General features: G+C 54.6%; 24 protein-coding genes. 10 read left to right on the top strand and 14 right to left on the bottom strand.

The features are described from left to right. Positions 1–18: 18 nt before the first annotated feature. Positions 19–546, top strand: coding sequence for a hypothetical protein (locus JTM80_RS12620; protein ID WP_205369524.1), 528 nt, complete (start codon positions 19–21; stop codon positions 544–546). A gap of 101 nt (positions 547–647) precedes the next feature. On the opposite strand, the gene JTM80_RS12615 is transcribed toward JTM80_RS12620, so the two are convergent. From JTM80_RS12615 to JTM80_RS12605, 3 genes are all read right to left on the bottom strand, one after another. Further along, entirely contained in the window at positions 648–2,138 is a 1,491-nt protein-coding gene (locus JTM80_RS12615; RefSeq protein ID WP_205369523.1) for a glycosyl hydrolase family 57, read from the bottom strand. Positions 2,139–2,244: 106 nt separating this feature from the next. Next, entirely contained in the window at positions 2,245–3,069 is an 825-nt protein-coding gene (locus JTM80_RS12610; protein WP_172356114.1) for a Uma2 family endonuclease, read from the bottom strand. Between the two features lie 464 nt (positions 3,070–3,533). Then, positions 3,534–4,160, bottom strand: a complete 627-nt coding sequence (locus JTM80_RS12605) for a hypothetical protein (protein WP_205369522.1) — start codon at positions 4,158–4,160, stop codon at positions 3,534–3,536. 369 nt (positions 4,161–4,529) lie between these two features. Here JTM80_RS12605 and psb28 point away from each other — a divergent pair, with 369 nt between their 5' ends. Further along, positions 4,530–4,865, top strand: coding sequence for a photosystem II reaction center protein Psb28 (psb28, locus tag JTM80_RS12600; RefSeq protein ID WP_172356118.1), 336 nt, complete (start codon positions 4,530–4,532; stop codon positions 4,863–4,865). A gap of 175 nt (positions 4,866–5,040) precedes the next feature. Beyond that, a complete protein-coding gene (locus JTM80_RS12595) occupies positions 5,041–5,568 on the top strand; it encodes a molybdenum cofactor biosynthesis protein B (protein ID WP_172356119.1) in 528 nt (175 codons plus the stop codon). A gap of 21 nt (positions 5,569–5,589) precedes the next feature. Here JTM80_RS12595 and JTM80_RS12590 read toward each other — a convergent pair whose 3' ends face one another. Both JTM80_RS12590 and JTM80_RS12585 read right to left on the bottom strand, forming a co-directional pair. Beyond that, a complete protein-coding gene (locus JTM80_RS12590) occupies positions 5,590–7,077 on the bottom strand; it encodes a family 10 glycosylhydrolase (RefSeq protein WP_205369521.1) in 1,488 nt (495 codons plus the stop codon). 286 nt (positions 7,078–7,363) lie between these two features. After that, entirely contained in the window at positions 7,364–7,855 is a 492-nt protein-coding gene (locus JTM80_RS12585) for a DUF427 domain-containing protein (RefSeq protein ID WP_172358929.1), read from the bottom strand. Positions 7,856–8,089: 234 nt separating this feature from the next. Here JTM80_RS12585 and JTM80_RS12580 point away from each other — a divergent pair, with 234 nt between their 5' ends. Both JTM80_RS12580 and JTM80_RS12575 read left to right on the top strand, forming a co-directional pair. After that, positions 8,090–9,697, top strand: coding sequence for a sulfatase (locus tag JTM80_RS12580; protein ID WP_172356124.1), 1,608 nt, complete (start codon positions 8,090–8,092; stop codon positions 9,695–9,697). Between the two features lie 244 nt (positions 9,698–9,941). Then, on the top strand, positions 9,942–10,625 hold the full coding sequence (locus JTM80_RS12575; RefSeq protein ID WP_172356126.1) for a TrkA family potassium uptake protein: 684 nt from the start codon (positions 9,942–9,944) through the stop codon (positions 10,623–10,625). 289 nt (positions 10,626–10,914) lie between these two features. Here JTM80_RS12575 and JTM80_RS12570 read toward each other — a convergent pair whose 3' ends face one another. The 4 genes from JTM80_RS12570 to JTM80_RS12555 form a co-directional block, all read right to left on the bottom strand. Next, positions 10,915–11,460 (bottom strand): IS630 family transposase, encoded by a 546-nt coding sequence (locus JTM80_RS12570; RefSeq protein ID WP_172354233.1) that lies wholly within the window; start codon positions 11,458–11,460, stop codon positions 10,915–10,917. A gap of 20 nt (positions 11,461–11,480) precedes the next feature. Continuing rightward, complete coding sequence (locus JTM80_RS12565; protein WP_172354232.1) at positions 11,481–11,981, bottom strand: helix-turn-helix domain-containing protein; 501 nt, start codon at positions 11,979–11,981, stop codon at positions 11,481–11,483. A gap of 128 nt (positions 11,982–12,109) precedes the next feature. Next, a complete protein-coding gene (locus JTM80_RS12560) occupies positions 12,110–12,904 on the bottom strand; it encodes a hypothetical protein (protein ID WP_172356130.1) in 795 nt (264 codons plus the stop codon). 125 nt (positions 12,905–13,029) lie between these two features. Further along, positions 13,030–13,758, bottom strand: a complete 729-nt coding sequence (locus JTM80_RS12555) for a pentapeptide repeat-containing protein (protein ID WP_172356132.1) — start codon at positions 13,756–13,758, stop codon at positions 13,030–13,032. 706 nt (positions 13,759–14,464) lie between these two features. Here JTM80_RS12555 and JTM80_RS12550 point away from each other — a divergent pair. From JTM80_RS12550 to JTM80_RS12540, 3 genes are all read left to right on the top strand, one after another. After that, a complete protein-coding gene (locus JTM80_RS12550) occupies positions 14,465–14,782 on the top strand; it encodes a hypothetical protein (RefSeq protein WP_172356134.1) in 318 nt (105 codons plus the stop codon). Positions 14,783–14,908: 126 nt separating this feature from the next. Next, entirely contained in the window at positions 14,909–15,622 is a 714-nt protein-coding gene (locus JTM80_RS12545) for a GntR family transcriptional regulator (RefSeq protein WP_172356136.1), read from the top strand. 90 nt (positions 15,623–15,712) lie between these two features. Continuing rightward, positions 15,713–17,107: a cobyrinate a,c-diamide synthase gene (locus JTM80_RS12540; RefSeq protein ID WP_172356138.1), complete on the top strand. Its 1,395-nt coding sequence runs from the start codon at positions 15,713–15,715 to the stop codon at positions 17,105–17,107. Between the two features lie 90 nt (positions 17,108–17,197). Here the strand turns inward: JTM80_RS12540 and JTM80_RS12535 are convergent, their stop codons facing one another. The 4 genes from JTM80_RS12535 to JTM80_RS12520 all read right to left on the bottom strand — a co-directional run bounded on the left by JTM80_RS12535 (position 17,198) and on the right by JTM80_RS12520 (position 23,260). Next, positions 17,198–17,995: a WecB/TagA/CpsF family glycosyltransferase gene (locus JTM80_RS12535; protein ID WP_172356140.1), complete on the bottom strand. Its 798-nt coding sequence runs from the start codon at positions 17,993–17,995 to the stop codon at positions 17,198–17,200. A 996-nt stretch (positions 17,996–18,991) separates the two neighbouring features. Next, entirely contained in the window at positions 18,992–19,945 is a 954-nt protein-coding gene (locus tag JTM80_RS12530; protein WP_172356143.1) for a GDP-L-fucose synthase, read from the bottom strand. Between the two features lie 120 nt (positions 19,946–20,065). Continuing rightward, positions 20,066–21,148 carry a GDP-mannose 4,6-dehydratase gene (gmd, locus tag JTM80_RS12525; protein WP_172356145.1) on the bottom strand — a complete coding sequence of 361 codons (1,083 nt, stop codon included), beginning with the start codon at positions 21,146–21,148 and terminating at the stop codon, positions 20,066–20,068. 669 nt (positions 21,149–21,817) lie between these two features. Continuing rightward, positions 21,818–23,260 carry an SLBB domain-containing protein gene (locus tag JTM80_RS12520; protein WP_172356147.1) on the bottom strand — a complete coding sequence of 481 codons (1,443 nt, stop codon included), beginning with the start codon at positions 23,258–23,260 and terminating at the stop codon, positions 21,818–21,820. A gap of 655 nt (positions 23,261–23,915) precedes the next feature. Here JTM80_RS12520 and JTM80_RS12515 point away from each other — a divergent pair. Further along, positions 23,916–24,266: a hypothetical protein gene (locus JTM80_RS12515; RefSeq protein WP_205369520.1), complete on the top strand. Its 351-nt coding sequence runs from the start codon at positions 23,916–23,918 to the stop codon at positions 24,264–24,266. Between the two features lie 18 nt (positions 24,267–24,284). Further along, a protein-coding gene (locus JTM80_RS12510) for an ISKra4 family transposase (RefSeq protein WP_205369519.1) occupies positions 24,285–25,348 on the top strand; the annotation gives its coding sequence in 2 pieces (ribosomal slippage) (positions 24,285–24,441 and positions 24,441–25,348; 1,065 coding nt in all). Positions 25,349–25,643: 295 nt separating this feature from the next. On the opposite strand, the gene dmeF is transcribed toward JTM80_RS12510, so the two are convergent. Continuing rightward, positions 25,644–26,642, bottom strand: coding sequence for a CDF family Co(II)/Ni(II) efflux transporter DmeF (gene dmeF / locus JTM80_RS12505; protein WP_172356150.1), 999 nt, complete (start codon positions 26,640–26,642; stop codon positions 25,644–25,646). Positions 26,643–26,917: the final 275 nt, after the last annotated feature.

Genomic DNA, 26,917 nt, shown 5'->3' with positions numbered 1-26,917 from the left:
ACCGAGTTGGAGGCCGCCATGACCAACCCCCTCACCCTTCCCCCGGATCTGTCTTTTGAACAGGCGATCGCCCTGACGCAAGACCTGATGGCACAGATGGCGGCAGGCACGCTGTCGGATGAAGCAGAGGAGCAGGCGATCGCCGCCCTGGTGTCTAGCGAAAACGGGGCGCGGGGCTTTTTCGTCACCTATCTCACCAGCGACAGCGCCTTGGCAGATGCGCCATCAGAAGCCGTGGTAAAAGCGCTGCAATCTTCCCCCGGAACCGTCGCGGAACTGCTGGTGAAAAACGTGGCCATGTCTTCCGCAATGGCGATCGCCCATCGCCGCAACCAAGCCGAAGACATGGCCCAGGGTTCCGAGCGGGTCAGCCGCCGCACACTCGATCTGATCCGCAGGGTCGGCCTGCCCCAGGTGACTGAAAAAGCGCAGCAACTCCGCAACAGCGCCAAAACCGGCGACGGCCCCTACGCTGAATTTCTGAACCGCTGGCGCTATGACGACGAGCAGCGGGCGGTGATTCAGGCGGCGCTAGAGGGCATTTAGGGGATTTTGGATTTTGGATGTTAGGAGGCGATCGCTCTCATTCCTGCCCCCAAACCTGCCCAAAATCGGCAATCCCAAATCCAAAGCCAAATCCAAAATCCTCATCCACCCAACACGCCCTGCCCCCGCCGAAAAATCTCCCGCGCATGATCCGTCCAGGTGCCCTGGCCCCAATAGCGAAAGCAGCTCGTTTGCAGCAGCAGGTTATAAAGCAGCGCTTGCTGATAGTCGGGCTGGCGCGTGATGCCGGGGTCTTGCTGCACCAGCGGGTCATACTTCTGGTGAAAGGCGGCGCTGAGTTGGTTCATCGGCTCCAGCACGTTTTCATAGCCCGCCACCCAGCTCAGGTCGTTTGTCCAAGAGGCTCCGTCCATGTGGAATTGGGGATCGGTGGCCTGGATTTGGGCGATCGCCTCCTGCACCTTCTCCGGCGTTGCGTCCTGCGGATCGACCTGCTGCCAAATCTTGTGCTGCTGCACCGCCTGAATCTCAGGATAGTCCGCCGGGTTCACGCCCGCCGCCTCGATTAGCTCAAGGTATTCCGTGCCATTCAGCCCGACCGTACCGCTGCTATGTCCATCTCGAATTTGATACCAAACGGGATGAAAATCGCGTGGAAACTCATTCATCATCACGCCACCATTTTCCCCATCGGCAATCTGCGTCACGCAGCAGGGTACCGACACGCCGCCAATTTCCTGCCGCCTGCGCCCCTTCGCCTCGTGATAGGGCTGCATCTGCGCCACCAGTTTCGTGTCCGACCCCTGAGTTTTGATTAGCACCGTCATCCGCACCGTCTCGCCGTGAGAATTTCGCGCCACCAGCGTATTGGGAATATACTTCTGGTCTTGCATCAGGCTCGACCCATCTAGCCGCTCCACCGAATGCTCCTGCACCAGCAGCCAGCGATAGCCGCACTCCTTCAGTGCCTTCAGGTATTCATACAGCGTGTCGGGATGGTTGGGCAGGTGCATCTCCGGCGGTGAAAAGCCCTTTACTCGGCGCAGCGCCTCATAGCCAAATAGCGCCGCGAAATACTGCTGCCATGCCTGGATATGCAGCTTCAGGTCGGGAATCGGCGTAGAGGGAACCACCGCATGGCTCCACATCGTCCCCAGCCATTCCACGTAGGGGTGATAGTGCGGGTCGCAGGTGATGCGCCGCAGGTTGCCCAGCACGTCTTCCCGCCCCATCTGCACCAGCCCCCAGAGCAGGTTGCCGGAATAATCCAGCATGATGCGCGGCTGACAGCCGTTGCCTACTAGTTCGGGGATAAACTCGCCCATGCGCCCATAGCACCAGGCAAACACGCCCGCATTGTGGTTATCCCCTTCGCCCGGATGCTCGAACATATACTGCAAATTGCTGATCAGCGCCCCGTCCCAGCCTGCAGGAATAGTGGGCTGGTGCATATGCAGGGCGCAGGCAAATCCGCTGGTGATGTGTTCCAGCCGCAGGGCAGTGTAGGGCAACCAGATGGGGTCGCTGTGATTCACCACGGTGCTGATTTCCGCCTCCCAGCCGCAGATGTTGGGCAAGCCGTAGTGGGTGGTGGGAGGCAGGGCGGGCAGGTTGGCAACGGCGATCGTCATGGCGCAGTTCCTTGGGTGAGACTGCTCCTACGATAGTTCCAGCCGCCGGGGTTTGCGGAGTCTGTCGGCTTGTTTAAAGAATCCAGGTTGCTAAAGCCCCAGGTGCTTACAGGTCTTCTGGGTTGATGCCCATCTCACGCAGTTTGGCGGCCAGGCGATCAGCCCGCTGCCGTTCTTGTTCCGCCCGTTGTCGTTCTTGTTCCGCCCGTTGTCGTTCTTGTTCTGCCCGGTGTCGCTCTTGTTCTGCCCGGTGTCGCTCTTGTTCTGCCCGCTCGTCGCCGTTCAGCAGCAAGTTGCCCTCACAATCCCACCAGCGCAGCCAGGGCAAATCTTGATTCAGGTATTGTCCCTGCCAGATGCCAAGTTCCACGCCGATGGGGTCAATCGGGAAATGCCCGCGCTCGTTGGGCGTGCAGCGCTGATAGTGGTTGCCGACTAGCTCGTAGACCTCCACCGAAGCTTTGTCTACTTCATAAATGGCGTAGAAGGGGACGCGAATCGCCTGTTCATAGACCCAGAATTTTCCCGCTTTGGACTCTGGGCTAGCCAGGGGCGAGGTGGTGTCGCGCTCCTCGGAACCGTCCCCGGAGACGAACTCAATCACAATTAGCGGCGCAATGATTTCTTGCCACAGGACGTAGGAGCGTCGCCGCTGACCGTCGAGCAGGGGCGGCACGTTGGGCACATAGAACCAGTCGGGGGCTTCGGCTCCGCGCTCCGGAGGGTCGGTCAGCCGCCAATAGATACCGCAGTCTTGCCCGATGGCGTATTGCCCGTCAGGATGCAGTGCGTCTAGAACGGGACGGATGGAATCGGTGAGCAGCAAGCTTTGGGGATGCTCCTGAAAATTCTTCACGAACGTGCCGTCGGTTTCGGGCAGTTGGGTGTGGTCGGGAAGCGATAGGGCGGGCTGGGAAGGGGCGATCGCCATAGCGTGGCTCCAGAACACTAACAAGGTACAGACTGAAGGTGCAACTGAAGGTGCAGACTTGAGGAAAGCCGATGCTTCGTTTCAAACGTATTAATGTTCTACCGGTTAACGTTCTAAGTAGATAGACCAGATTAAAAAAACAGATCCTGAACCCTGCGCCGCCCGCGCAGCGGGCGGCGCAAGGTCTTTGGGTTTTATATTCATTAATGTCCACCTACTTACCGGTTAACGTTCTAACGAATGTTCCAAGTGTATCGGTTTAACAGAGTTTGATGGTAGTTTCACCTGCTCACCAAAGCCAGAATAAAAGGGCCAACGATCGCCCGCTGGCAGATCATTGGCCCGTCGGCAATCCTGTCAAACAGGAGTGCGTCTTGAGCGTCTCCTGCGGCTGTGGGAAGTCCTTTGCCTAAATGCAGTTACTTGGACTAAGTGCAGTTACCTGGACTAAGTACAGTTCTACGTCAAGGGTTTGCTGAGTTTTCTGGAACCCTGTCTTGCCAGCGATCTAGAAATTGCATGAGCAGATGGCTTGCTGACTTGAGAATCGGGATTCGACGTGGCAGGGTACTCCAACTGACTTCTCCACGAAATAGACAATTCCGATAGCGACACGTGAGCAGCAGCAAGGCAACCAGAATGCGAGACGCGCTTTGGGTTCCTTGATTCTCCAGCACGCTTTTCACAAGCAAGGCTTCTTCGTAGCTGTGAAAATAGATTTCTCGAAATCGCCAGTTTGCAGCCCCATCGCTGTTGAGATATTGCGTTCGATAGGTTGCCAGGCAATCGTGGTAATCCACAGACCGCCGCTCCTCTTGTAGCTGGTATTGCTGCACGACTTCTTCGAGTTTGCTGAGGGAAATCGTTTTTTCGCAAACTAAAGTCTCGAACAAGTCTAGGACGAAGTGGAAATAGACAACTCTGCTAATGTCCTCTCGCGAGATGGGCGATCGAGCAGAGAAAAACTGATACACCCACGCTGTTGTGCTATGACCAGCAATCCACCTCGAAGCATCGGCAGAATTGCTGTCAGAAGCGTCGGCCATGGAGTGAGATGAGGATTCTAGGTTGCGATCGGAAAGCTGCATCATACGTTCAGACTCCTTGTTTTGTTTTTTGGGTAAGGTTAGCGATCTCACAGGACTTGTGCGCTAGCAATGAGTTTTCAGGATTTTGGACAGTTTTTTGTAGGCTGCCCCTACGAAAAATTGCCTCCCTGCATAAATCCTGAAGTTCTTTGTTTGGTGAGTTCCCTGACTGAAGTACAGATGCACAAGTACAGATGCACAAGTACAGATGCACAAGTACAGATGCACAAGTACAGATGCACAAGTACAGATGCACAAGTACAGATGCACAAGTACAGATGCACGCGATTAGAAGGGTTGCTGCTTTAGTGGGCTGCTACCGTGCGAAGATGGAATATTAGGCCGACGGTAACAGTTTGTAAAGGAGAGGTTATGGCTGAAATCCAGTTTTCTAGGGGGATCACAGAAGAGGTCGTTCCCGATGTGCGGATGACCCGTTCTAAGGACGGCACCAACGGGACAGCTACTTTCTACTTTGAGAACCCCAAAGCCCTGAGTGTGGAGAGCACCGAAGATATTACAGGGATGTACCTGCTCGACGAGGAAGGTGAGTTAGTCACCCGTGAGGTCAAGGCAAAGTTTATCAATGGTCAGCCAGCAGCACTTGAGGCGGTCTACGTGATTAAGAGCGTAGACGAGTGGAACCGATTTATGCGGTTCATGGAGCGTTACGCTGAAGAGCATGGACTCGGATTCACTAAGTCCTAGGCTTTACAGAACTTTGGGGACTCTTAGAGCTAATTTATGAAGCAAATCTTAAGAAGCCTGAAACTCTTGGCATGTGTGGCTTTGAGGTCATGTTTGCCCAGGAAAAGCGGTTTCTCGGAAATCCTTGATTAACAAGGCTTTCAGGCTCCTTTACAAATTAGCTCTTAAAGCGTCTATGAATTATGCAGCGCTTCCCCACCCAGATACAGAACAGCCGTCAGTTGGCTGTGCCGTAATTACGGTGAGCGATACGCGCACGCCGGAAACTGACCGCAGCGGCCAACTGACGAGCGATCGCCTCCAGTCCAGCGGACACCGCGTCTTGGCTTACGAAATCTTGCCGGATGAACCCGACCAAATCCGCGCCAGAGTTTTGGAACTGTGCGATCGCCCGGATATTTCCGCTATCCTCCTCAACGGCGGCACGGGCATTGCTCCCCGCGATACGACCTATGATGCGATTGAAAGCCTACTGGACAAGACGCTCCCTGGCTTTGGCGAAGTCTTTCGCTGGCTGAGTTATCAAGAAATCGGGTCGCGGGCGATCGCCTCTCGCGCCACCGCCGGACTGCGCGGCACCACGCTGATTTTTTCTCTCCCTGGCTCTAGCAATGCGGTTCGCCTTGCAATGGACGCGCTAATCTTGCCGGAGTTGGTGCATTTGACCCAACAGGCGCAGGGAACTAGAAATCTCTCTGGCTAAGGTAATCCTACTCCGGGCATCTTAAGGTAGTCGGCAAGACTTGCGCGTGCGATCGCCCTCTGGGTCTTGCCAGGACAGCGCGAAGTGGCTGATGGCGTTGATCTGAGGCGCAGACTGGCGGATGGACTGCATCTGGGTTTCGAGCGGTGGGCGGTTGCTGACCGAGCGTCCCCAAGTGCCCGCCAGCACAGGTATCACTCGCGTCCCTGCGGGTGCGCCCGCCAGCACGCGCTGCACCTGCCGCACAATGCAGTCAGCCCGGCCGCAGGTGGCATAGGACATGGGATGCCATTCCAAATTGCTTGGGAAGCGCTCCCAAAACTGCAAGCGCGAGTCGTAGCCCCCTGCGCCCACGGTCTGGTTGCCCTCTGGGAAGAACACCACGCCCGCAGGAATGCCGACCTGCTGGGCAGGTGTAGTGCCTGCGGTCAGAAAATCGAGTACGCCCTGAAAGGCGTGAGCTACGCTGAGTTGCCAGAGTTCTGTTTGCAGGGAGGGACGGGCCTGGTCGGGCGTGAGGGAGGCATAGAGCGGGTCGGGCGATCGCCCCTGCCAGAGCGGTTGTCCATCCAGCGGGTAGGCGGTGGCAATGTCCTGGATATCCTGCGCTGTGACGTAGCCCCGCTGCAAAAAGCGACGAATCAGGTCTTGCCCGCTGGGATTTAGCGCCCGCTGCAACAACGCCTGCTGCGAAGCAGGGCTGTAGACCCACAAATCTTGCACCCGCCCTGCAACGGACGCATTGCCGTTGCCCTTGGGATAGCGAATGTAGTCAAACAACATGCCGTCTGGTCGACGGCGGGCGATCGCCTGCGCCAGGTTATAGAACTCCAGCTTGGCCTGGGGATTGTAGGGGTCGATGAACACCTCTTCCGACACCACCTCGCCAAGACTGTTAATCCCCGTTGCGCCATTAAAGGTCATGCTGTTTTGCCCGCGTCCGTTGCGGGCCAGAATTTGCTCTGCACCGGGGCGCTGGGCATAGGTATGGCCAAAATTCATGCTAAACATCCAGGCGTAGACCTGTAGCCCCCGCTCGCGCCCCTTGGCGATCGCCTCTGCCAGCAAATCTCGATTTTCAAACCCCGGCGTGCGAACCACCGACGGCCAGGGCGTATTATTTTCCGCACGCGGCAATAGCACCTGCCCGCCGCCAAAGACTTCTACATAAACCTGGTTATAGCCCCGGTTCACAATCTGATCCATGAGGTACTCAATGGCCCCCGGCCGCGCATCGCACGGATAGAGCCGCAGCCACACCGCCTGATTTTTCAGCCAGCTTTCGCGCCGACAGCGCCGCAGGCGATCGCCATGCTGCTCGATCAGGTTGCGATAGCGATTGCCCGCATTGCGATCGCCCTGCAACGCCCCCACCAAGAACGTCTGCTTTTGAGTAATGTCTTCGGCAGAAAAATTGCAGTAGGGCTGGATTTGCGCCTCTGCCACGCGGCTGCCCGCCAGCCCCCACTGGCTCCCAGTCAGCAGCACCGCCACCAGAAGCTTCGCCACGCCTCGCCACCGAAGCCCAGCCAAGATCTGTAGCAAACCCGTCTGCCGCAAACCTGTTTGTCGCAATCTCACCTGTTGCAACCCTGTCTGTTGCAAACCTGTCTCTCGCAAAACCGTCATGAGCAAACCTAATCTCTGCATCATCAGCGGAGTCACATCCAGACCTGAACCAGCCTGGGGACTCCGCCTTGTTGTCCTATGTTTTGATCAGTAGAAGCTTTGCCAAACAGCACGCGCCTCAAAACAGCGCTGCTGTCTGCACCCAAATCAGAAATCCGACCTAGGATTACCATCCCCAGGAGCCGGGCCCCCCTTTGAACGGGCCGACAATATCCTGCGTAATCCAGCCGCCGTAGAAATCACCCGGCTGAGCCTGCACCTGCTCACCATCGACATAGCAAGCGTCCATTCTACTCGGATAAAACGCAACGTGATCCTTGATTTCGGCATAGGCGCTAACCGGGTTGGCATAAAACCAGGCCGCGTTTTCCGCCGTGCGATCGCCCACGGTGACGGTATAGTAGCCCGCCTGCCCCTTCCATTCGCAAAAGCTAGAGCGCGGAGTCGGCGTTAGATAGTCCATACGAATATCCTCCGGCGGGATATAGTACACAGGCGGATGGCTCGTTTCCAAGATCCGCTTCGCCCGCTGCGTGTCGGCGATCGCCACCCCATTAAACACCACCTGCACCCGCTTTGACGTTGCCTCTAGCCGAGGTGGACGGGGATAATCCCATACCGACTCCTGTCCTGGCCCTGGCACAATGCGATCGCGCATATCGCTCTGCCCCTTGCAATGGTTACTCAAACTGGTTGCCCCTTAGTTTAGTGCAGGGTTGAAGGGAAGAACGAAGAACGAAGAAGGAAGAGAGAAGAAGGAAGAGGTTTTATTTTTCGTTTTTCATTTTTCGTTCTTCATTTTTCATTTTTCCCTCCCTCTCCCGCACGACCCCAATCCGGCAACCCTCCCTTATGATCTAAGGGGTAAATGCTCAACGCTGGGAGTTGGCTCATGTCCACGGCGCGGCCCGACATTGTGTTTATTGTGCTGGATACGCAGCGGCGCGATCGCCTCTCGTGTTATGGCTACCCGCTGCCGACCTCGCCCCATCTAGACGCATTTGCCGCAACGTCTACCCGCTTTCACCATGCGGTGTCTGCGGCGCAATGGACCGTTCCCTCCCACGCCACCCTGTTCACCGGACTCTACCCCTCGGCGCATGGCGTGTTGCAGTCCTACTCGCGGCTGCCCGATCACATTCCCACGCTGGCAGAGCGGCTGAGCGCAGGCGGCTATTATACGGCGGGCTTTTGCAACAATCCGCTGGTGGGCGTGATCAACAACGGACTGCGGCGCGGCTTCTACAGCTTTTTGAACTACAGCGGCCTGCTCACCTCGCGGCCCAACCAGGCCGGCATTCCGTCTGGGCTGGTGGGCAAATATCGGCAGTTTTTTAAGCGATCGCTCGCCAACTTGCTGAACCGGGTGCAGGACTCCTTTGCGAGGTCGGAGCTGATGCTAGCGCTGTCCTTTACGCCGCTGATGGTTCCCCTCTGGCAAACGGCGCTGAGCTTTAAGGGCAACACGCGCAAATCCCTGGACGACGCGGCCCAACTGCTGATCGACCGCAAAGGACTTGATAGCGATCAGCCCATTTTCAGCTTTTTGAACCTGATGGGCACGCACATGCCCTACCACCCGCCCCGGCAGTATGTGGAGCGGTTTGCGCCAAACGTCCTGCGCGACAAGGCGGCGCAGCATTACCTGAAGCAGTTTAATGGCGACATCTACGGCTGGCTGGCTCCCCTAGCGGAGGTGCTAGACGAGCGCCAGAAAGCCACGCTGGACGGCATGTACGACGCGGAGGTGGCCTATCAAGACGAGCTGCTGGGCGCGTTTTTCCGCAGGCTGGCGGAGAGCGGGCGACTGGACAACACCCTGGTCATCGTGTGTTCCGACCACGGCGAACACCTGGGCGAAAAGCAGTTCATCGGCCACTCCATCACGCTCTACAACGAGCTAATTCAAGTGCCGCTGATGATTCACGACCCTAGTGGCAATTTGCCCAAGGGCACGGTGCGCGAGGATGTAGTTTCTACTCGTCGTCTGTTCCACACGGTGCTGACCAGTGCTGGACTGGCCAACGAAATGGAGGAAACCCTGACCCTGGCGCACCCCCCTGGCAGCGAGGGCGATCGCCGCGTGTTTGCCGAAGCGATTCCGCCGCAAAACGTGGTAAACCTGCTCTACAAGCGGCAGCCAGAACTGGTGCTGGCCCGCGCCTGCGATCAGCCGCGCCGCGCCGTCTGGATTGGCAACCACAAGCTGATCGAAACGGGGGGCGATTCTGGGACAGATGGCTTCGCGAATCGCCTAGAGCTGTACGACTTTCAGCAAGACCCCACCGAAGCCCTCAACCTCAGCGACATTCTGCCGGAAAACGTGGAGGTTCTCCAGGAGTGCTTGCAGCAGTTTGTTGGGGAATTTGTCGGGGAATACGCAGGCGAGGGCGTGGAGTATGGCGATCGCGCTGGTGCGACGGAACAGCATCGTGCCCCCGGCTTCGACGATCCCGAAGTTCAGCGCCGCCTGCGCGACTTGGGCTATTTGGAAGACTAGGATGCAGAGGTTAAGAGATGGGGCTAAGGCCCATCCAGACCACCCTCGCCAAAATCCAAAATCTCCAATCCAAAATCAAACGGGACTTACGCAGTTGGACGATTTCTCGCAAGCGCAGCCCGTGAGAAATCGTCCAAAACCCAGAAAACTTATCGCAAGTGCGTGAGTCCTGATCCAATCAGGCTTTGCCCAGATTTACCAAAAAGATTTACCAAAATATTACGGGTCAACTCAGGAGACTAGCATGTATGTCCTGATCGGGGGTGCGGGTGTGATCGGTATCAGTCTGGCGCAAACGCTCGTAGAACTGGGGCACACCGTGGCGCTGGTGGATATTGACCCCAACGCCTGCCGCTATGCGCGAGAACAGATCGGCGCAATGGCGTTTGAGGGCAGCGCCGTGAGTACCGAAGTGCTGCTGGAAGCAGGCATTCGCAAAGCCGATGCGATCGCCGCTGTGCTAAGAGAAGACGCGCTCAACCTGGCAATGGTGACGCTGGCCAAGCACTACGGCGTGCCACAGATTGTCGTGCGGATGCGCCATCGCGACTTTGCCGAACCTTACCGCATCGCGGGCGCAACCACCGTCGTCAACGCCATCGACCTGGCCGTATCCACCATGGCCAACGCCATCGAATATCCCCAGGTCGAGTCCATCATGCACTTCGACCAAGGGCAAATCGAAATCCTCAAGCTCCATATTCCAGGGAGTTGCCGCGTTGTCGGCCGCAGCCTCGCTGAGATTGCCCAAGATCCCCGCTTTCCTCGTGATTCCCTGATCATCGGCTATCAGCCCCACCATCATGAAAACTTGGTCATTCCCAAGGGCAGCACGGTGCTGGAGGCGGGTTCCACAATTCTCATGGCCACCAAGCCCGGCTCCATTCATCAGGCGGTGGATTTCATCGAAGGCTGCCCCACAGATTAATTTCTGGCTTTCAAGAGTTAGCAACCTGTATTAAGAGCTAATTTATGAAGCAAATCTTAAGAAGCCTGAAACTCTTGGCATGTGTGGCTTTGAGGTCATGCTTGCCCAGGAAAAGCGGTTTCTCGGAAATCCTTGATTAACAAGGCTTTCAGGCTCCTTTACAAATTAGCTCTAAAACTCGGCGATAAGTAGATAGACCAGATTCAAAAACAGATCCTGAACCCTGCGCGGGCGGCGCAGGGTCTTTGGATTTTATATTTATTAATGTCTACCTACTTATATCAACTCTCTAAATACCCGCTACACATAGAGCATCGACAATCCAATCCCACTGAGTCAGCGATCGCAGCGACTCCGCCGAAAGGCGACAAACCCACTGGCTGATGGCGTGCTGGAGTTGGCAAACATCATCAAAGTGAACCCAAGCTAGCTCCCGCTTGAGTTCCCGCCAGACCCGCTCAATGGGATTGACCTCAGGGCAATAAGGCGGCTGAAACACCAAGATGACATTGTCCGGTATCGTCAGGGTCTGAGCCGTATGGGCTGCGGCATTATCCACCTGAATCAGATGTAAATCATCGGGGAACTGAGCCGCAAAGCTGTGCAAAAACGCCTCAAAACAGGAACTGTCGAGATGAGAAAACTCGACTATCCACGATGCACCGCTCAGCGGTTCCACTAGACCGTACAGCCACCGATACACAAAGTCCCATTGAACTGAACCAATCGGCTGCACCCCAAAGCCCGTCAACTTGCGATGTTGAACCGTCAGCAGTCCGACGCGGCTCTCATCGCTGCACCAATAGCGGATTCGCCCCCCGTAGCGTTGTCTCAAGGCTGGCGGAATCGACTGGCTTATCTGGGCTGCAAGGTTTGCTGAACGGACTCGCACGCCCCAGGAGTCTGCTTCTTTGACACCGGACGGGGCACTTTGAGCTTCGCTTTGAGCCGATAGCGCACCGTCTTATGCACCGTCTTGTAGGGGACGGGTTGACCATGCACCGCTGCGAGCCACTGCTGCACTGCTCCATAACTGCTAAAGCCTTCTGGATCTTGCAGTTCCCGTTCCAAAGATGCCAGGACTTCACCGCTAATCGCTCGCGGTCGTCCACTGCGAGATGCCACCTTCACCAACGCTTCGAGTCCACTCTGTCGATACTGGCTCAGCCAACGAGACACGGTCGTGCGATGGCAACCGCTCAGTTGGGCTAACTGCTCAACGCTCTTCGCTTGTCCGGTTTTTAACCACCACAACACCTGTACTTTACGGCGCTGTGATGACCGTTGCTGTTGTTCCAAGACGGCTTTTAGTTCTTCTGCTGTTTCAGCGATATCGATTTTGAGGACTCCACTCATGGCGGCTCGCTCTAACGTCTTCTTACATGTAGCAGATCTTTGGAGATTTGATATTAGCTAAACGAGCAGCCCAAAATCGGCAACCCAAAATCTAAAATCCAAAATCCAAAATCCAAAATCCAACACCCTCACCACAAAAATTCCTCGCGGCGCATGGGCGCATCGGTCTGTCGCTCTGTCGGCTGTTCCAGCACGTAGGGATTGGGCGGCTCACCGGGCATCAAATAGCGCTCACCCCAGCCGCCGTTTAGGTCTTCGGGGCGACGGACGGGCGGAGTGGTGCGGTCGGCAGGCAGGGCAACAGGCTGCGCTTGATGCACCTGGATATAGTGCTGCCCGTCCGCGGCGGTGTAGAGATGTTTGCCGCTGATGGTCAGCTTTTTATTGCGAAGCTGCTGTTCTAGCGCGGGCAGTTGCTCGACTTTGCCGACCGGGTTCAGCGTTGCCAAAAAGATCACGTCTTGGCTGGGTTCCAAATTCAGCCGGAGGGCAGCTTGCTCAAATTGCCACGATTCCTGATAGCGACCATCCTCCGCAACCTGCCACAAGTTAAGCCGGGCCTGCCATTGGCCATTGGTCACGGTTGCCGTCTGATAGGCCAGGATGGAATAACTGGGCTTCGCGTTGGAGGAAACGCCAGACTGTCGCGCTGGCTCCAGATAGCGAACAGCGGCGATCGCCAATCGAGCATTATCAGGAAGATTGGTTGTACCAGCGATCGCGTACACACCGGAACCCTCTGACGACACGCTGAGTTGCAGATCAATATCACTTCGAGAACCCAGCGAAAACCGTCCTGGCTGACAGAAGCGAGACAGGAGCAAGACCGCTGCCAACACCGCACCAGCCTGTAGGAAATGTCGGGCAGTGCGATAGTCTAGCGAACGTAATCGATCCCGTAGCGGTGATATAGAAAGTAACATAACAACTCAGCGAAACGGAATGAGGCTAGAACCTGCTTGATTGGAGTTTTGGCAAGGTTAATAGAGAATTAATCGGGTATTTACTAATTGGGTATTTACTAATCGGGTATTTACTAATCGGGTATTTAATAGGGCACAGTACCCTGATAGGTGCTGCCGTTGGGCATAATGGCAAACTCTAGCTGGGCGTTGCTGAGGTTTGCGCCCTGTAGATTGGCATCCAGGAAGTTGGCATAGCGCAGATCGGAATCGCTTAGATCGGCGATCGCCAGATTTGCCCGACTCAGCAATGCGCCGTAGAGGCTGGTTTGCCTTAGGTTCGCCCGTTCCATTTGGCTATCTGTCAGGTTGGCGGCCCGCATCTCGGCTCCGGTCAGCGTTGCCTGCTGCAAGTCTGCTTTTTCTAAGGTGGCGTGCATCATCTGAGCGTTCCGAAAGTTGGTGCGATTCAGCACCGCGCCTTGCAAATCTGCACCCTGAAGATTGGCACTTTGTAGACTAGCATCGGTCAGATTGGATCGGGTTAGCTGGGCATTAATTAACTTGGTGTTGTCAAACTTAGCGGCCGTCAGGTTTGCCTCTCGCAGGTCAACCCGGCTCAGGTCGAGTCCGCTCAAATCCACCCCACTCAGGTTGCAGCGGGGACACTTGCGCGTTTGCTTCAGGCGTTCTAGATTGCCGCTTTGCAGCCGCTGAGACAGAGAACCTGTGAGAGAACCTGTTTCGGAAGCAACTATTCTAGACGGCTCCGGACGAGCAAAGCCTGTCAGGAATGCTCGGAGTCCAGGAATACCCAGCATGGCGGCTACAGACCCCAGAACCACGATGATGAACAGGCTAAATCTCTTATCCATAAGGCTAGAACTTGGGGGGCGATCGCCAATGTCTCAGAACAAAGCTTGTGGATTCAGACTCTATCTTGCCTCTTGGAGGCAAGCAGATCGAATTAGAAAATCATCAAGTATTTTTCAGCAAAAATGACAGCTTTTGACAACCTTTATCAACCTTTTCAATTCGATTGATTCAGATCCGGAGAGTGAGCCGATTGCAAATCAACTGTTTCGAGCGAGCAGTTTTTTACAGCGCAACCGGAAGATTTAAATCAAGACTTGATAAAGATAAAGCGGCTGATCATCTAGTTTTTATATGGCTATTTTTCTTGTAAAGATCAGCCAACTAGGCAATTGATAACAGCCATTGCGCTGAGTGGATTACTATACTATGCCTAGTCAGGCTGCGATGTTGCAGCAATCTGCTACTGCTTCCTCTCTAGCTTTAGAGGATGTTTGAAAAGTCCTACTGTTTGTAGCAAAGCGTGTAAGATCCCCCTAAATCCCCCTTAAAAAGGGGGACTTTAAGGCGGTTTCTCCCCTTTTTAAGGGGAGCTAGGGGGATCTCTAAGTGCTTAACATTACAGGCGATACCTTTTCAAACACCCTCTTAGAGCCGAGGCGATGTCGTCAAATCAGCAAAATCAAATTTGCGGCATCAAATCAGCAACATTGCTGAGAAGGCAAAGTGAAAAATATCTGTCGAGAATTTTCTCTAACGTGTACTAAGATGAGCCAGTCTCCCATCAAAACAATCTTGATTCCCTCATTGCTCACGGCTGGGGTTGTCTTTGGATTGTCTGTCACGGCTGTAACGAACTACAACACCCTGCCCTCATCCGAAATGCCCCAAGAACTAGCCTTAAAGGAGCAATATCGAAATATTGCTGTGCGAAATATTGGGCTTTGCATTTTGGGAAGTGCGCTATCGGGTTTGCTGGTGGCAGGCGGCATACGAAGCATCCAGAATTCTCACAAGAAGGCAAAGCAAAAACAGGATTCTATGTCTGGTTTAATCGCGGAGTTTCTATCAACTCGTCCAGAATAGTTCTCGTCCAGAATAGTTCTTGTCCAGAATAGTTGACGCGCTGCGCCAATTTTTTTGTGGACTGTTCTTGCATAGATTGGCTGGTTTCGTAGACTGGTTGCATACCAAGTCTACCCAGCCGATAGCATGTCCACTCCGCTGCATCTTGCAATTTCTGAACAACTCCGTTGCCAAATTCTCGGCGGCGACTATCCGCCAGGAGAACAACTGCCCAGCGAATACCAACTGGTGGAGCGGTTTGGGGTGAGCCGAACGACGATTCGACAGGCGATCGCCAATCTCATCAGCCAGGGCCTCGTCGTCTCTCGCCAGGGTAAGGGCGTGTTTGTTACGGAGCGGCGCAAGGTCACCTACTCCCTGTCTAGCCCGATGGTGTTTTTGGAAGCGGACATGGCGCAGCAAGGCATTTCGCTTTTGGCGAAGCGGCTGGAGTCTGGTCTGGTCGAGGTTCCCGTCGTCGCTCAGCACTTGTTTGAAACGCCCACTGCCTATTTTCAAAAGAAACTGCTGGAGATTAACGGCGCACCCGGAGCGCTGGACTTGACCTATGTGCCGCCGCCGTTTGAAACATTTTTTGCGGTCGATTCAGCCCATCAAATGACGTTTCCGGTGCTGGAGCAGCACGGCATTGCGATCGCCCGCATAGAAGCCATCCTAGAATGCACCTATGCCAATCCAGAAGAGAGCCTGCATTTAGAGGTTCCGCTGGGACATCCGCTGATTGTCTATCGCCACACCGCCTTTACCACGGGCGATCGCCCCGTTGCCTACGGGGAAACCATTTCACGGGGCGATCGCTTTTGCTATTCCCTGGAAATTCGCCGGGGGGAATCATTCTAAAGCATTTATCAAGGATGCAAAGGCGCACGTCCTCGATGCAATCCGTCGAACGCTAAAATGACGCTGTAGTGACGTGGCTGGGATGCAACAATGGCGCTGGTGGTGGCAGGAGAACGCAGCGGTGTAGGCAAGACGACGGTAACGATGGCGCTGCTGGCGGCATTGACCCGATGGGGCGATCGCGTCCAGTCGTTCAAGGTGGGGCCAGACTACATCGACCCCATGTTCCATCAGTTTATTACGGGTCGCGCCTGCCGCAATCTCGATCCACTGCTGACCTCCGAAACCTATGTGCAGCAGTGCTTTACCTCTGCAAGTCAGGACGCAGAATTTGCCCTAGTCGAAGGGGTGATGGGGCTATTCGACGGGGCCAGCGGCCGCGAAGACGTAGCCAGCACGGCCCAGGTGGCCCGGCTGCTGAACCTGCCCGTGCTGCTGCTGCTGGATTGTGCCCGAATGTCGCGTTCGGTGGCGGCGATCGCCCACGGATATCGCAGCTTTGACCCGCGTTTATCCATCGCGGGCGTAGTGCTAAATCGGGTAGGCAGCGATCGCCATCTAACCTTGCTCAAAGAGGCACTGGAGCCGCTGGACTTGCCCATCCTCGGCGTGCTGCGTCGCCAAGACGAAATCGCCCTCCCCGATCGCCATTTGGGACTCGTGCCCACAGACGAACTGCCGGAGCTAAGACCCTTGTGCGATCGCCTCGCGTCCCTAGCAGAAACCAGCTTCGACTGGAACCTGCTGCGCCCCTTACTCAGAATTGGCAAACTTGGCAAACTTGGCAAAATCGAAACGCCGCCCCCACCAATACCCACCGCCGATGCCAAAATCCAAAATCCAAAATCCAAAATCCGCCTGGCCGTTGCCCGCGATCGCGCCTTCAGCTTCTACTATGCCGATAACCTGGAACTGCTGGAGCGGCTGGGCGCTGAACTGGTGTTCTGGAGTCCACTGCAAGATGCAGCTTTGCCAGAGGGCGTAGGCGGGCTATACTTCGGCGGCGGCTTCCCGGAAGTGTTTGCCGCAGAACTGGCAGCCAACCCAGCGGCACGGGCAGCCGTGGGAGCCGCCATTCGGGCAGGGCTGCCGACCTATGCGGAGTGCGGCGGGTTAATGTACCTCAGCCAAAACATTGTGGATTTTGACGGAAACGCCTGGGAGATGGCGGGCGTTTTGCCAACAGAAGCGGTCATGGGCAAGCGGCTGATGCTCGGCTATCGACGGGCGATCGCCCAGCAAGACACCTTCCTCTATCGCCAGGGCGAAACGCTTTGGGGGCACGAGTTTCACCGATCGCACCTGACTCACTCCTCCGAAACCCCGCTCTATCACCTGCAACCCTACGACCCCCAAAGCCCTGCCATTCCCGAAGGCTGGCAGTCGCCCACCCTGCACGCCTCTTATCTGCACGTCCACTGGGGAGCGCGGCCGGAGCTAGCAGCCCAGTTTGTCGCAGCGTGTGGCAACCATCCGGCTACCTGAAGCCGCCTAGGCTAGATGCTTGGGCCAAGCCAAAGGTGCGACCTCTGCTGCACCAAGCCGTTGGCTGATTGCGTCTGACAAATCTCCAAGCTATCTGCTGCGAGTTTGCAGACTCATGTCCTCACGACTCAGCGTACTCACAACTTGCAACAGTGCCAGAACTGCAAATGGCGGAATTGTCTTTGCATAACGTTTCCACAAACGTCCTGGCTCTTGAATTAAACGATAGAGCCATTCAAATCCCAATTGCCTGACGATTTCCGGTGCCCACTTTTGCACCCCTGCATAGACAGGAAATGCCCCACCCAGCCCAATCATCACCGCATTCACTTTGTCTTTGTGATCGCTGATCCATTGCTCCTGTTTTGGGCAGCCCAGCGACACCATCACGATGCCTGCGCCGCTCTCGTTGATTAGCCGCGTAATGTTCTCATCTTCCTGAGGAGTAAGCGGGCGAAAGGGCAACGGTTCCATGCCTGCAATCTCCAGATTTGGAAATTCGTGGCGCAGCCGTTGGCGCATTTTTTGTAAGGTGTTTGCATCGGAGCCCAGGAAAAAGATGCTGACGTTTCGAGAGGGCGATCGCCCACAAAGCCCCAAGATAATATCCATGCCAGCCACTCTGTCTTGCCGATAGCGCCCCATCCAACTCATCAACCAAACAAGCGGCATTCCATCCGGCGTTACCATATCGCTGCCCGACAAAATAGCGCCAAACTCTTTGTTCCAGGTTGCTTCCATCAGCATATGCACATTGGCAACGCAGACGGTCTTACTCAAGCGCTGCGCGGCCCATTCCAGCATCCAATCTATCTGTTCATAAAAGCTAAGAGCTGTAACTGGAAACCCAATCACATTCTGAGTTGGAGGCTTGCTCTGGGACATCATAAGTTAACACTTCGGGATAAACTGAACTTCGTGAATTGATGTGGAGATGCTCACTATTCAGTTGCAGTAATTCCCTGATCCGATTGAGCGCTTAAAAGGCGCTTTGCATTCAACCAAAGCTCAATGAACCTATCAAAATGAAATGGGAAATCTTCCCCTATCTAATAACCCTCAGTAGAGTGGTAGAAGAGCGAAGAGAGCAGTAGATGAAAATAAGTCATGAGGCGCTACTGGAAAAGCAGCAGTTGCCTACTCATAACTTCATGTAGTTTCGTGCGCGATAAAGCGCTCATTGTAGGTTCAAGGCCTGGCTGATGCTCAATGATCAACTTTCGCCAGTAGCGCTGCGAATGAAATTACTGGAAGCTCTACAGATGCTTGACCGGCAATCCCAAAATCACAAATCTAAAATCGAGAATTGATATAGGCCCCTTAATGGCTGTCAGATGCAGCAGGCATTGAAAAAGCAGCCAAAGCTTGATGTAGAGATAGATGCTTTATAGGGCAGATGCTTTATAAGGTAAATGCTGGCGGCGCTTTTACGTTAGGTTCAAAACCGCTCAAAAAATCTCAAGCTTTCTGAATAGGGCGATCGCACGATCGACAACCTTGCTAGCACAACACCTGAAACGGTTTACAAGAGAGATGAAGCGGTAGATACAGGCAGATCCCAAGATTAGGAAACTGGATAGATAACCCCAGTGAACGAAACCAGCGGAGATGACCCTGCTCTTGTAAAGATAGCTTGGTAGATACTTCCGTAATTCTACAGAAAAAAGCTCGAAGTTTCACCTGACTCCGCTATTTTTACACAATTTACATTACGCAAATATCCTGAAAGGGATCGCAGTATCCAGTGCCCGTTGGATAGACTCTGATTACGTCGGATTGTTCCCGTGTCAATCTTTCGCGACTGCTTTAGACTGTTCTAGCGATAGACCTCAAGCTACAGACCTCAAGCTAAACTTTACCGAATCTTAATCAACCTTTATCCAGCTAACCTGTAATCCTACTGGCATGATTTCGATACCAGTGGATCGTGTTCCGTAGTCCCTCCCTAAACTCCACCTCTGCGGTAAAGCCAAACTTATCCTTAGCCCGCTGCGTATCGAGACACCTGCGGGGCTGCCCATTGGGCTTATCAGTCTCCCAAACCAGTTCCCCGTCATAGTCCATCAGTTCACAAATCAGCGTAATCAGATCCTTGATAGAAATCTCATAGCCCGTCCCCAAATTCACAGGCTCCGGCTCCGCATAGAACTGCGTCCCCATCACAATCCCCCGCGCCGCATCGGTGGAATAGAGAAACTCCCGCGTCGGCGAACCATCCCCCCACACCGGAATCGTCCTCTCCCCGCGCAACTGCGCCTCATGCACCTTGCGAATCAGCGCCGGAATCACATGAGAACTGCGCGGGTCAAAATTATCCTCCGGTCCATACAGATTCACCGGCAGCAGATAAATGCCATCAAACCCATACTGCTGACGATACGCCTGAAGCTGCACCAACAGCGCCTTCTTCGCCACCCCATAGGGAGCATTGGTCTCCTCCGGGTAGCCATTCCACAGGTCATCTTCCTTGAACGGCACAGGCGTGAACTTGGGATAGGCGCAAATCGTGCCCACACAGGTAAACTTCTTCACCCCCGCTTCATAGGCAGCATGAATCAGTTGCGCTCCCATCATCAGGTTGTCGTAGAACAGTTCCGCAGGCTTTTCCCGATTCAGCCCGATGCCGCCGACATGGGCTGCGAGATGAATCACAATGTCTTGCTGGTCAACGGCGCGACGGCACGCCTCCATCTGCGTCAGGTCATAGTCGCGAGAGCGGGGCACCGTAATCTTGGCGGGGTCGGCACCCGCGTGGATGAGTTGGTTCACCACCTGCTTGCCGAGGAATCCGGCACCGCCCGTGACGAGAATTCGTTGGTTGGAGAAGGAGAGGGGCATAGGGGAAAGAGGGAAGAGGGAAGAGGGAAGAGGGAAGAGGGAAGAGGGAAGAGGGAAGAGGGAAGAGCGGGTTTTCGTTTTTCGTTTTTCGTTTTTCGTTTTTCCCTCTTCGTTCTTTCCCTAGGGCGTTGCGCTTGTGCCTGCGGCTTGCCGGATGGTGGCGTGGTCGAGGACGGTCTGGGCGCTGTTGCCGTTGAGGGGGATGAGACCCAGGGCTTTGAGGTCGGCTTCGACCATCAGGTAGACCAACTGCTCGAAGCTGACGCTGGGCTGCCAGCCGAGTTGGGTCTTGGCTTTGGTGGGGTCGCCAATCAGCAGGTCAACTTCGGCGGGGCGCAGGTAGCGTTCGTCGAACTCGACGTAGTCTTGCCAGTTGAGGTTGACGTAACCAAAGGCGAGTTCCAGGAATTCTCTCACTTCGTGGGTTTCGCCAGTGGCAACGACATAGTCGTCGGGCTGGTCTTGTTGCAGCATTAGCCACATGGCTTGCACGTAGTCTTTGGCGTAGCCCCAGTCCCGTTTGGCATCTAGGTTGCCCATGTAGAGTTTCTTTTGCTGACCGGCGACGATGCGGGCGACGGCGCGGGTGATTTTGCGGGTGACAAAGGTTTCGCCCCGGCGGGGAGATTCGTGGTTGAACAGGATGCCGTTGCAGGCAAATAAGCCGTAGGATTCGCGGTAGTTGACGGTTTGCCAGTGGGCGTAGACTTTGGCGCAGGCGTAGGGGCTGCGCGGGTAGAAGGGGGTGCTTTCGCTTTGGGGCACGGCTTGCACTTTGCCGTACATTTCGGAGGAGCCTGCTTGGTAGAAGCGGACTTCGTTGCCGGTGCGCTGCTGGTAGTCCCGCAGGGCTTCTAGGAGCCGCAGGGTGCCCATGCCGACGGCATCGGCGGTGTATTCGGGGGCATCGAAGCTGACGCGCACGTGGGATTGTGCGCCTAGGTTGTAGATTTCGTGAGGCTGCACGTGTTCGAGGATGCGCCGCAGGGTGGTGCCGTCGGTCAGGTCGCCGTAGTGCAGAAACAGGCGGGCGTTTTCGTTGTGGGGGTCTTCGTAGATATGGTCGATGCGGTCGGTGTTGAAGGTGGAGGTGCGGCGGATGATGCCGTGGACTTCGTATCCCTTCTCTAGGAGCATCTCGCTCAGGTATGACCCGTCTTGTCCTGTGATGCCTGTGATCAGTGCGTGCTTTTTGTAGGTCATGAATGGCCTCGTATTGTTAGCAGTAAGACTGGCATTCTGCTTCTATGTGCATTTCTTCTGATAAGTAGGTAGACCAGATTAAAAAACAGATCCTGAACCCTGCGCCGCCCGCGCAGCGGGCGGCGCAGGGTCTTTGGGTTTTATATTTATTAATGTCTACCTACTTAGAAGCTCAATTTCAGTGGGTGGCGATCGCCCTTGGTTCTGTTCCGCTTCTACTCCTACCTTCCAAATTATTGTTCTTGAACTATGTAACTATCAATCCACTAAGGATTCATTAAGGTATCCATCTGCCGGATGGCTATCTATGAAATAACTCTGGGAAACAACTCTGGTCAATCCAGTGCCCAAATTCTATGATTTGAAGTCGGTCAAGTAATCTTTCTTAAAAACGATCGGAAATCCGGATAAAATATCTTTAAATTCAAGTGATTGATCAGGAAAACCTGGTTTTATTCAACAAGTAAAAATCTGCGGAATAGGAACTAATTTGCCCAGATATTTCAAGATAACAACGTGTAGAAATACACGATTTTAGCCAGAATAATCCGATTAAATTCATTGGATTAAATTTATTGGCTGTGGTTGAAATCGCCATTTGAAATGAGATTCGTCAACGAAATTTTTCACTTCAAATAGCGATCGCCTCTACGCACCTTTTCCAAACCACTAAAGGCCAAACAATCGCAGAATATTCACAATCGGAAAAATCTGCCCAATGGGTGTTGTAATCGTTCCCAAGGTGTCTGAGAAGCTGGCCAATCCCGATCGCCCAACCACAATCACATCGTTACCTCGCAAGGCTGGATTATCCGCATCATTCAATGCATTGGCAAAGTCGATTTCAATCGTGCGTTCTGCCACCGTTCCATCAGGATTCAATCGGATCAGCTTCACCGAATCGCGCCGAGCCCGACGATTGTTAAAACCACCCGCCGCCAAAATCGCCTGATTGAGTGGCGTATTCGGGGGAACTTCCACAATTCCAGGCTGGTTCACCTCGCCCACCACGTAGACCTGAATCGACGCGGGCGAGAAGGTTGCGGCTGCAAGTTCCGTTGCCTCAGCCGGATCGAGCGCAGTCGCAACCGGAATATAGACCGTATCGCCGTTTTGCAAAACTGTATCCTGATTCACATTGCCCGTTTGCAGCAGATCCCAGAGATCGACATCCAGCGTTTGCACACGACCACTAGCGGTTTGTCGGCGCACTTGGATCTGTCGAACATTCGCCGTTTCGGTAATGCCACCTGCCACCTGAATCGCGCGAGTCACTGTGGGAATCAGCGCTTCAGCATTATTGCCGCCCGTGCCAAGCGCTAGAGTATGCGTGCCCGGCCGCTTCACCTCACCCACCACCACAATGTCAATCGGGCGGCGCGTTGCGGCATACAGATTGGCTCCTGCCAAGCGGCGAGTTTCCGCCAGATTCAGCGTGCTTGCCGCTGGGATCTGAATCGTGTCGCCGTCTCGGAGGGTAATGTCTTGGGTCAGGTCGCCCTCTTGCAACAACTCCCAGAGGTTCACAGTAATCAGTTGTGTCGTGCTTTGGGTCGGGCTGAGGCGCTGGGTGCGGCGAATTTGAATTTGGCGGACATTGGCAGAGGAGGTAACTCCCCCTGCATTTTGCAGAGCAGTCGTCAGCGTTGGCAACCTAGCGGTAGTAAGCGTTTGCCCCCCCTGATCGCCCGATATGTTGAAGGTGTAAGATCCGGGGCGATCGATTTCTCCAGCGACGCTATAGCGAATCGGGCGGGGAGACAGCAGGCTGAGGGTGACAATCGGACGGCGATAAAACGGCGCATAGCGGGCAGAAATTGCCGCTGCGGCCTGCTGAAGCGTCAGTCCTTCTACAAACACAGACCCGGCCAGGGGCAAGTTGAGCGTGCCGTCTACCAAAACTTGCTGGGGGCCAGTGTATTCTGGCACTCGAAAGAGGGTGACCTGGATGCGATCGCTCGGCCCCAGGGTATAAGCATCCTCAACAAACACAGACTGGGAAACAGAAATTGGCGCTGCGGGCTGCAACTGGCTATGGGCAGGCAAGGCAACACCGCTCAACACGATCAGCGCACTTGCAACGGAGGCAGTGTGTTTTTGGAAGTTAGACATTGCGGTAAAACGTCCGGAAGATTGGCAGAAAAGACACCAGCGTTTACGGAAGTTATCCGAAAAAACCGTAAGGGGGGCACGCTTTCTTCTGCTATTTACACTGCCAAGGACTCGCAACCGGATTAATACGCGAAGTTCATGAAGGGAATACAACGACTAATATCCCAATGAGGCCCAGTGCTGGCTAACTGACAAAACTAATCGACGGCATAGCAGTACGTGCGTATTCTGAACTCGATTCGGTCGGTGCGCCGCTCATGCTGTTTGCGAGAGTCCATCGGGGGTTGAGGATCGCAGCTATGGCTGAAACGGACATGATGAATGAGTTGTCAACCATTTTCTAAAGCTGCTTTTACCCAATCCCAACCAATCCGAAAGTAGCTATTGCCGCGAAACCAATGAGGGTCAACCCAACGACGTTTACCCGTTGCGACCACCTCGATCCCTTGGGCAGTGGCATAAAGGGTCGCGACCGCCAAGAGAAACCAGAGGCGAGAGAGGGCGCAGACAGGGCGAGGTGTCCAAACTCAGGTACAGACACGCTTCAGCCCAATCCGCTAACACTGCCTGAATCAACGGCTTGTACAAGCGATAAACGTTCAGACGACTGTTGTGTAGCCAGCGGCTTTTAAGTAACCTTTGTCAGTCAACCAGGGTGAAAGACCGTCTGGTAAGGCGACTGCAATCAGAGATATCCATTATCGTGGATGACCAAAAAGCCTGGTTTGCTCCCTATCTGGGCGGTGTTGACCGTAAATCAGGGGACTATTACCGCAAATTGGCACAAAACCTGAAACGAACGTTGGTGTTCAATAATGGCTTGTCGCTCATTGGCTTGCTGCAATCGTGTCTAGATTATGCACTTAATGACACCACGAAAATCGGCGGTATGTTTGAAGCCTTGAAAACTCAGTTGCGGTTTCAGAGCGGACGCAAAGTTCTGGAAACCGTCAGGGAGCATCCCACTTTCGCGAAAACAGTGCGAAGGGTGAGAATGGGAGGGTAGCCCCAGGGATGACTCACCATGACACCTGAAGACCAAAAGCGATTGGAAACTTGTACAGCAGAGATCGCCGAGATTTTGTATCGCAATAGCAACCGAGAGGGGCTCGATAGTCTAGAAGGCATCGAGCAGACTGTACGACGGCAAATGCTAGAGGAGGTGAGCCCTCGAGTTGCCCTTTTTTTGTCAACCAGAAAGCCTACCCCGCCCGAGGCCGGGTTCGCCGATTGAAGAGTTTGGTAGGGGTCCTTGAGATTCGTCAAAGTCAGGCAGAACGGTTAGGCGTAAAGGCTTACAGCCGTCTCAGTGGTGGCCTAGAGAAAGCCAACCTACGCTTAAGTGCCAACGAATCGTTTCAAGATGCAGAGGATGACATCGTAGCCCTGACCGGGATGCGGGTCGGGCACTCGACCCAACAACGTCTGGTGGGGCGTCAGTCGTTCGAGTCTGCCGAGGCTAAACAAGGCGTCAGTGAGGTCAGCATTGATGGCGGCAAAGTCCGTCTGCGTGACCTGCTAGAGTCCGATAGCCCGTGGCGAGACTACAAAGCGGTGCGGGTGGAGGGGATTTATTACAACGCCTTCTTCCAAGACAATGACAGCTTGATTGATTATCTCAGCGCTCAACGCTTGCTCTCCCCACAGGTCTGTCTGGGCGATGGTCACGCTGGGGTGTGGAATCTGTTTGCTCAACTCACCACCGTTGAGACCCGTTGGGAAATCCTCGATTGGTACCATCTCAAAGAAAACCTCTACAAAGTCGGTGGGTCGCTCAAGCGCTTAGCAGCGGCGGAAATGCTGTTATGGCAAGGTCAAGTGGAAGCCGCCAGGGCCCTCTTTGCCGACTGTCGGCGCAAGCAAGCCCGCAATTTTGAAGCCTATCTGAGCACCCATCGCTCTCGCATCGTGAATTATGGGTTCTACCAGGCTGAGCAACTCTGTTCTATTGGATCAGGAGCCGTAGAATCGGCTGTCAAACAGATTGGGCGACGCCTCCAAATTTCGGGTGCTCGCTGGAATACGGCCTCCGTTAATGCCATGTTGAGTCTGCGCTGTGCCTACCTCAATGGACAGCTCGCCAGTTGACTGTTTCATCGAAAGTGGGATGCTCCTAACCGTCACCCGCATCAACGACTTTCGGAACACCTACATTGCCCATCAGGAACAAGAGCTAACCGATAAAAATCTGGCTGAACAAGAACTCAAAATCTGGCTTGAGACGTTGCACATAATTGGGAAGTAAGCGAAATGGGTTTATTTTTTATCAAGAAATATAATAAGTCGCTGGCGTAGCCTCTCCGCAAAAAACTTAAGTCCTACACCAACAGAGTTGATATGACTCAGTTGTGTAGAAGCAAGAAGATACAGCCTCACAGCGCTCTCATAGCGCTTTAGACGACAGACTCATGCAGGCCTCTCCCTGGCAGGGATTGACTTCAACGATGACGTGAGAGAGCGCGGGGATATGTTTCAGCAGGTTTTTGTAATGCTCTGGTGGCTGCGGCTCGTGGGTGACTAGCGCAACGGTGGCAGCCAGATGAGCCGGGCTGACGTTCCACACATGCAAATCAACCACCCGATTGTCGGCATCGGCTTCGATGGCGCTGATCAGGTCTAGCCGAACCGTGCGATCGGTTGCGCCGTCTAGCAAGATGGCCCCCGTTTCTCGGATCAGACTATTGGCCCATCGAGCAATCACCACTGCGCCGACCACGCCCATGATTGGATCGAGCCAAGTCCAGCCTCCCAATTTGCCTGCTAGAAGGGCGGCGATCGCCAGCGTCGAGGTCAGCGCATCTGCCAGGACGTGAACATAGGCAGCCCGCAGGTTGTGGTCGGTATGGGACGAGTGCGCCGTCTCGTGCGGAAGATGCAGCTGGTGAGAAGGAGCCGCAGGGTCGTGGGAATAGCTATGAGAAGGATCGTGGGAATCTTGCAACAGCACAGCGCTGACCAAATTCACCCCCAACCCCAGCAGCGCCACCCAGAGGGCTTCATTAAACTGAATCTGCTGGGGCTGAAATAGCCGATATCCCGACTCGATCGCCATCAGCAGCGCTACCACCGCCAGGGCGATCGCACTCGTAAACCCACCCAGCACGCTAACCTTCCCCGTGCCAAAGGTGTATTGGGGATTGTTGGCCTGTTTCCGGGCGTATTGGTATGCGAAGACCGTAATTCCAAATGCTGCAACATGGGTTGCCATGTGCCACCCATCGGCCAGCAGCGACATCGAGCCAAACAGGGTTCCCGCTGCAATCTCAGCAACCATCGTGACAGCAGTCAGAACCAGCACAATTTGGGTCTTGCGTTCTGCCCGATCCTGACGGATCAAAAAGTCGTGTGGGTGTTGCCAGGGTTCCAGGGTGTGAATGTGCATAGCGCTCACCAGAGCAAGCTGAGTCTCTATAGCTTACGACCAAGTTTGACTTTAGCCTATCAATTTCCTGTTGCTCACAGATTGCTCCAGATGACCCAAATCGCCCTAGGCATTGTTCTAAGTTTTAAAACTTTCTAGGTCGTTGATTGCCCGGAGTCGATCCCCTGACTGCCTGACACATCTTTTTATGCGGACTGCCCGGGTGTCGGCTGGCAGCACAAGGATTGAATTCTAGAAAACCAAATGCGGTCATAATAGTGGGCTTCAGCTTTTTT

Source organism: Thermoleptolyngbya sp. PKUAC-SCTB121, assembly GCF_016919485.1.
GTDB lineage: Bacteria > Cyanobacteriota > Cyanobacteriia > Elainellales > Elainellaceae > Thermoleptolyngbya > Thermoleptolyngbya sichuanensis.
This window is presented reverse-complemented; position numbering and strand designations above follow the sequence as displayed.

Bases quoted from the DNA above. Each gene is read 5' to 3' on its own strand.
- JTM80_RS12620 (WP_205369524.1), top strand. From the start codon at position 19: ATGACCAACCCCCTCACCCTTCCCCCGGATCTGTCTTTTGAACAGGCG.
- JTM80_RS12615 (WP_205369523.1), bottom strand. From the start codon at position 2,138: ATGACGATCGCCGTTGCCAACCTGCCCGCCCTGCCTCCCACCACCCAC.
- JTM80_RS12610 (WP_172356114.1), bottom strand. From the start codon at position 3,069: ATGGCGATCGCCCCTTCCCAGCCCGCCCTATCGCTTCCCGACCACACC.
- JTM80_RS12605 (WP_205369522.1), bottom strand. From the start codon at position 4,160: ATGATGCAGCTTTCCGATCGCAACCTAGAATCCTCATCTCACTCCATG.
- psb28 (WP_172356118.1), top strand. From the start codon at position 4,530: ATGGCTGAAATCCAGTTTTCTAGGGGGATCACAGAAGAGGTCGTTCCC.
- JTM80_RS12595 (WP_172356119.1), top strand. From the start codon at position 5,041: ATGAATTATGCAGCGCTTCCCCACCCAGATACAGAACAGCCGTCAGTT.
- JTM80_RS12585 (WP_172358929.1), bottom strand. From the start codon at position 7,855: ATGCGCGATCGCATTGTGCCAGGGCCAGGACAGGAGTCGGTATGGGAT.
- JTM80_RS12580 (WP_172356124.1), top strand. From the start codon at position 8,090: ATGTCCACGGCGCGGCCCGACATTGTGTTTATTGTGCTGGATACGCAG.
- JTM80_RS12575 (WP_172356126.1), top strand. From the start codon at position 9,942: ATGTATGTCCTGATCGGGGGTGCGGGTGTGATCGGTATCAGTCTGGCG.
- JTM80_RS12565 (WP_172354232.1), bottom strand. From the start codon at position 11,981: ATGAGTGGAGTCCTCAAAATCGATATCGCTGAAACAGCAGAAGAACTA.
- JTM80_RS12560 (WP_172356130.1), bottom strand. From the start codon at position 12,904: ATGTTACTTTCTATATCACCGCTACGGGATCGATTACGTTCGCTAGAC.
- JTM80_RS12555 (WP_172356132.1), bottom strand. From the start codon at position 13,758: ATGGATAAGAGATTTAGCCTGTTCATCATCGTGGTTCTGGGGTCTGTA.
- JTM80_RS12550 (WP_172356134.1), top strand. From the start codon at position 14,465: ATGAGCCAGTCTCCCATCAAAACAATCTTGATTCCCTCATTGCTCACG.
- JTM80_RS12545 (WP_172356136.1), top strand. From the start codon at position 14,909: ATGTCCACTCCGCTGCATCTTGCAATTTCTGAACAACTCCGTTGCCAA.
- JTM80_RS12540 (WP_172356138.1), top strand. From the start codon at position 15,713: ATGGCGCTGGTGGTGGCAGGAGAACGCAGCGGTGTAGGCAAGACGACG.
- JTM80_RS12535 (WP_172356140.1), bottom strand. From the start codon at position 17,995: ATGATGTCCCAGAGCAAGCCTCCAACTCAGAATGTGATTGGGTTTCCA.
- JTM80_RS12530 (WP_172356143.1), bottom strand. From the start codon at position 19,945: ATGCCCCTCTCCTTCTCCAACCAACGAATTCTCGTCACGGGCGGTGCC.
- gmd (WP_172356145.1), bottom strand. From the start codon at position 21,148: ATGACCTACAAAAAGCACGCACTGATCACAGGCATCACAGGACAAGAC.
- JTM80_RS12520 (WP_172356147.1), bottom strand. From the start codon at position 23,260: ATGTCTAACTTCCAAAAACACACTGCCTCCGTTGCAAGTGCGCTGATC.
- dmeF (WP_172356150.1), bottom strand. From the start codon at position 26,642: ATGCACATTCACACCCTGGAACCCTGGCAACACCCACACGACTTTTTG.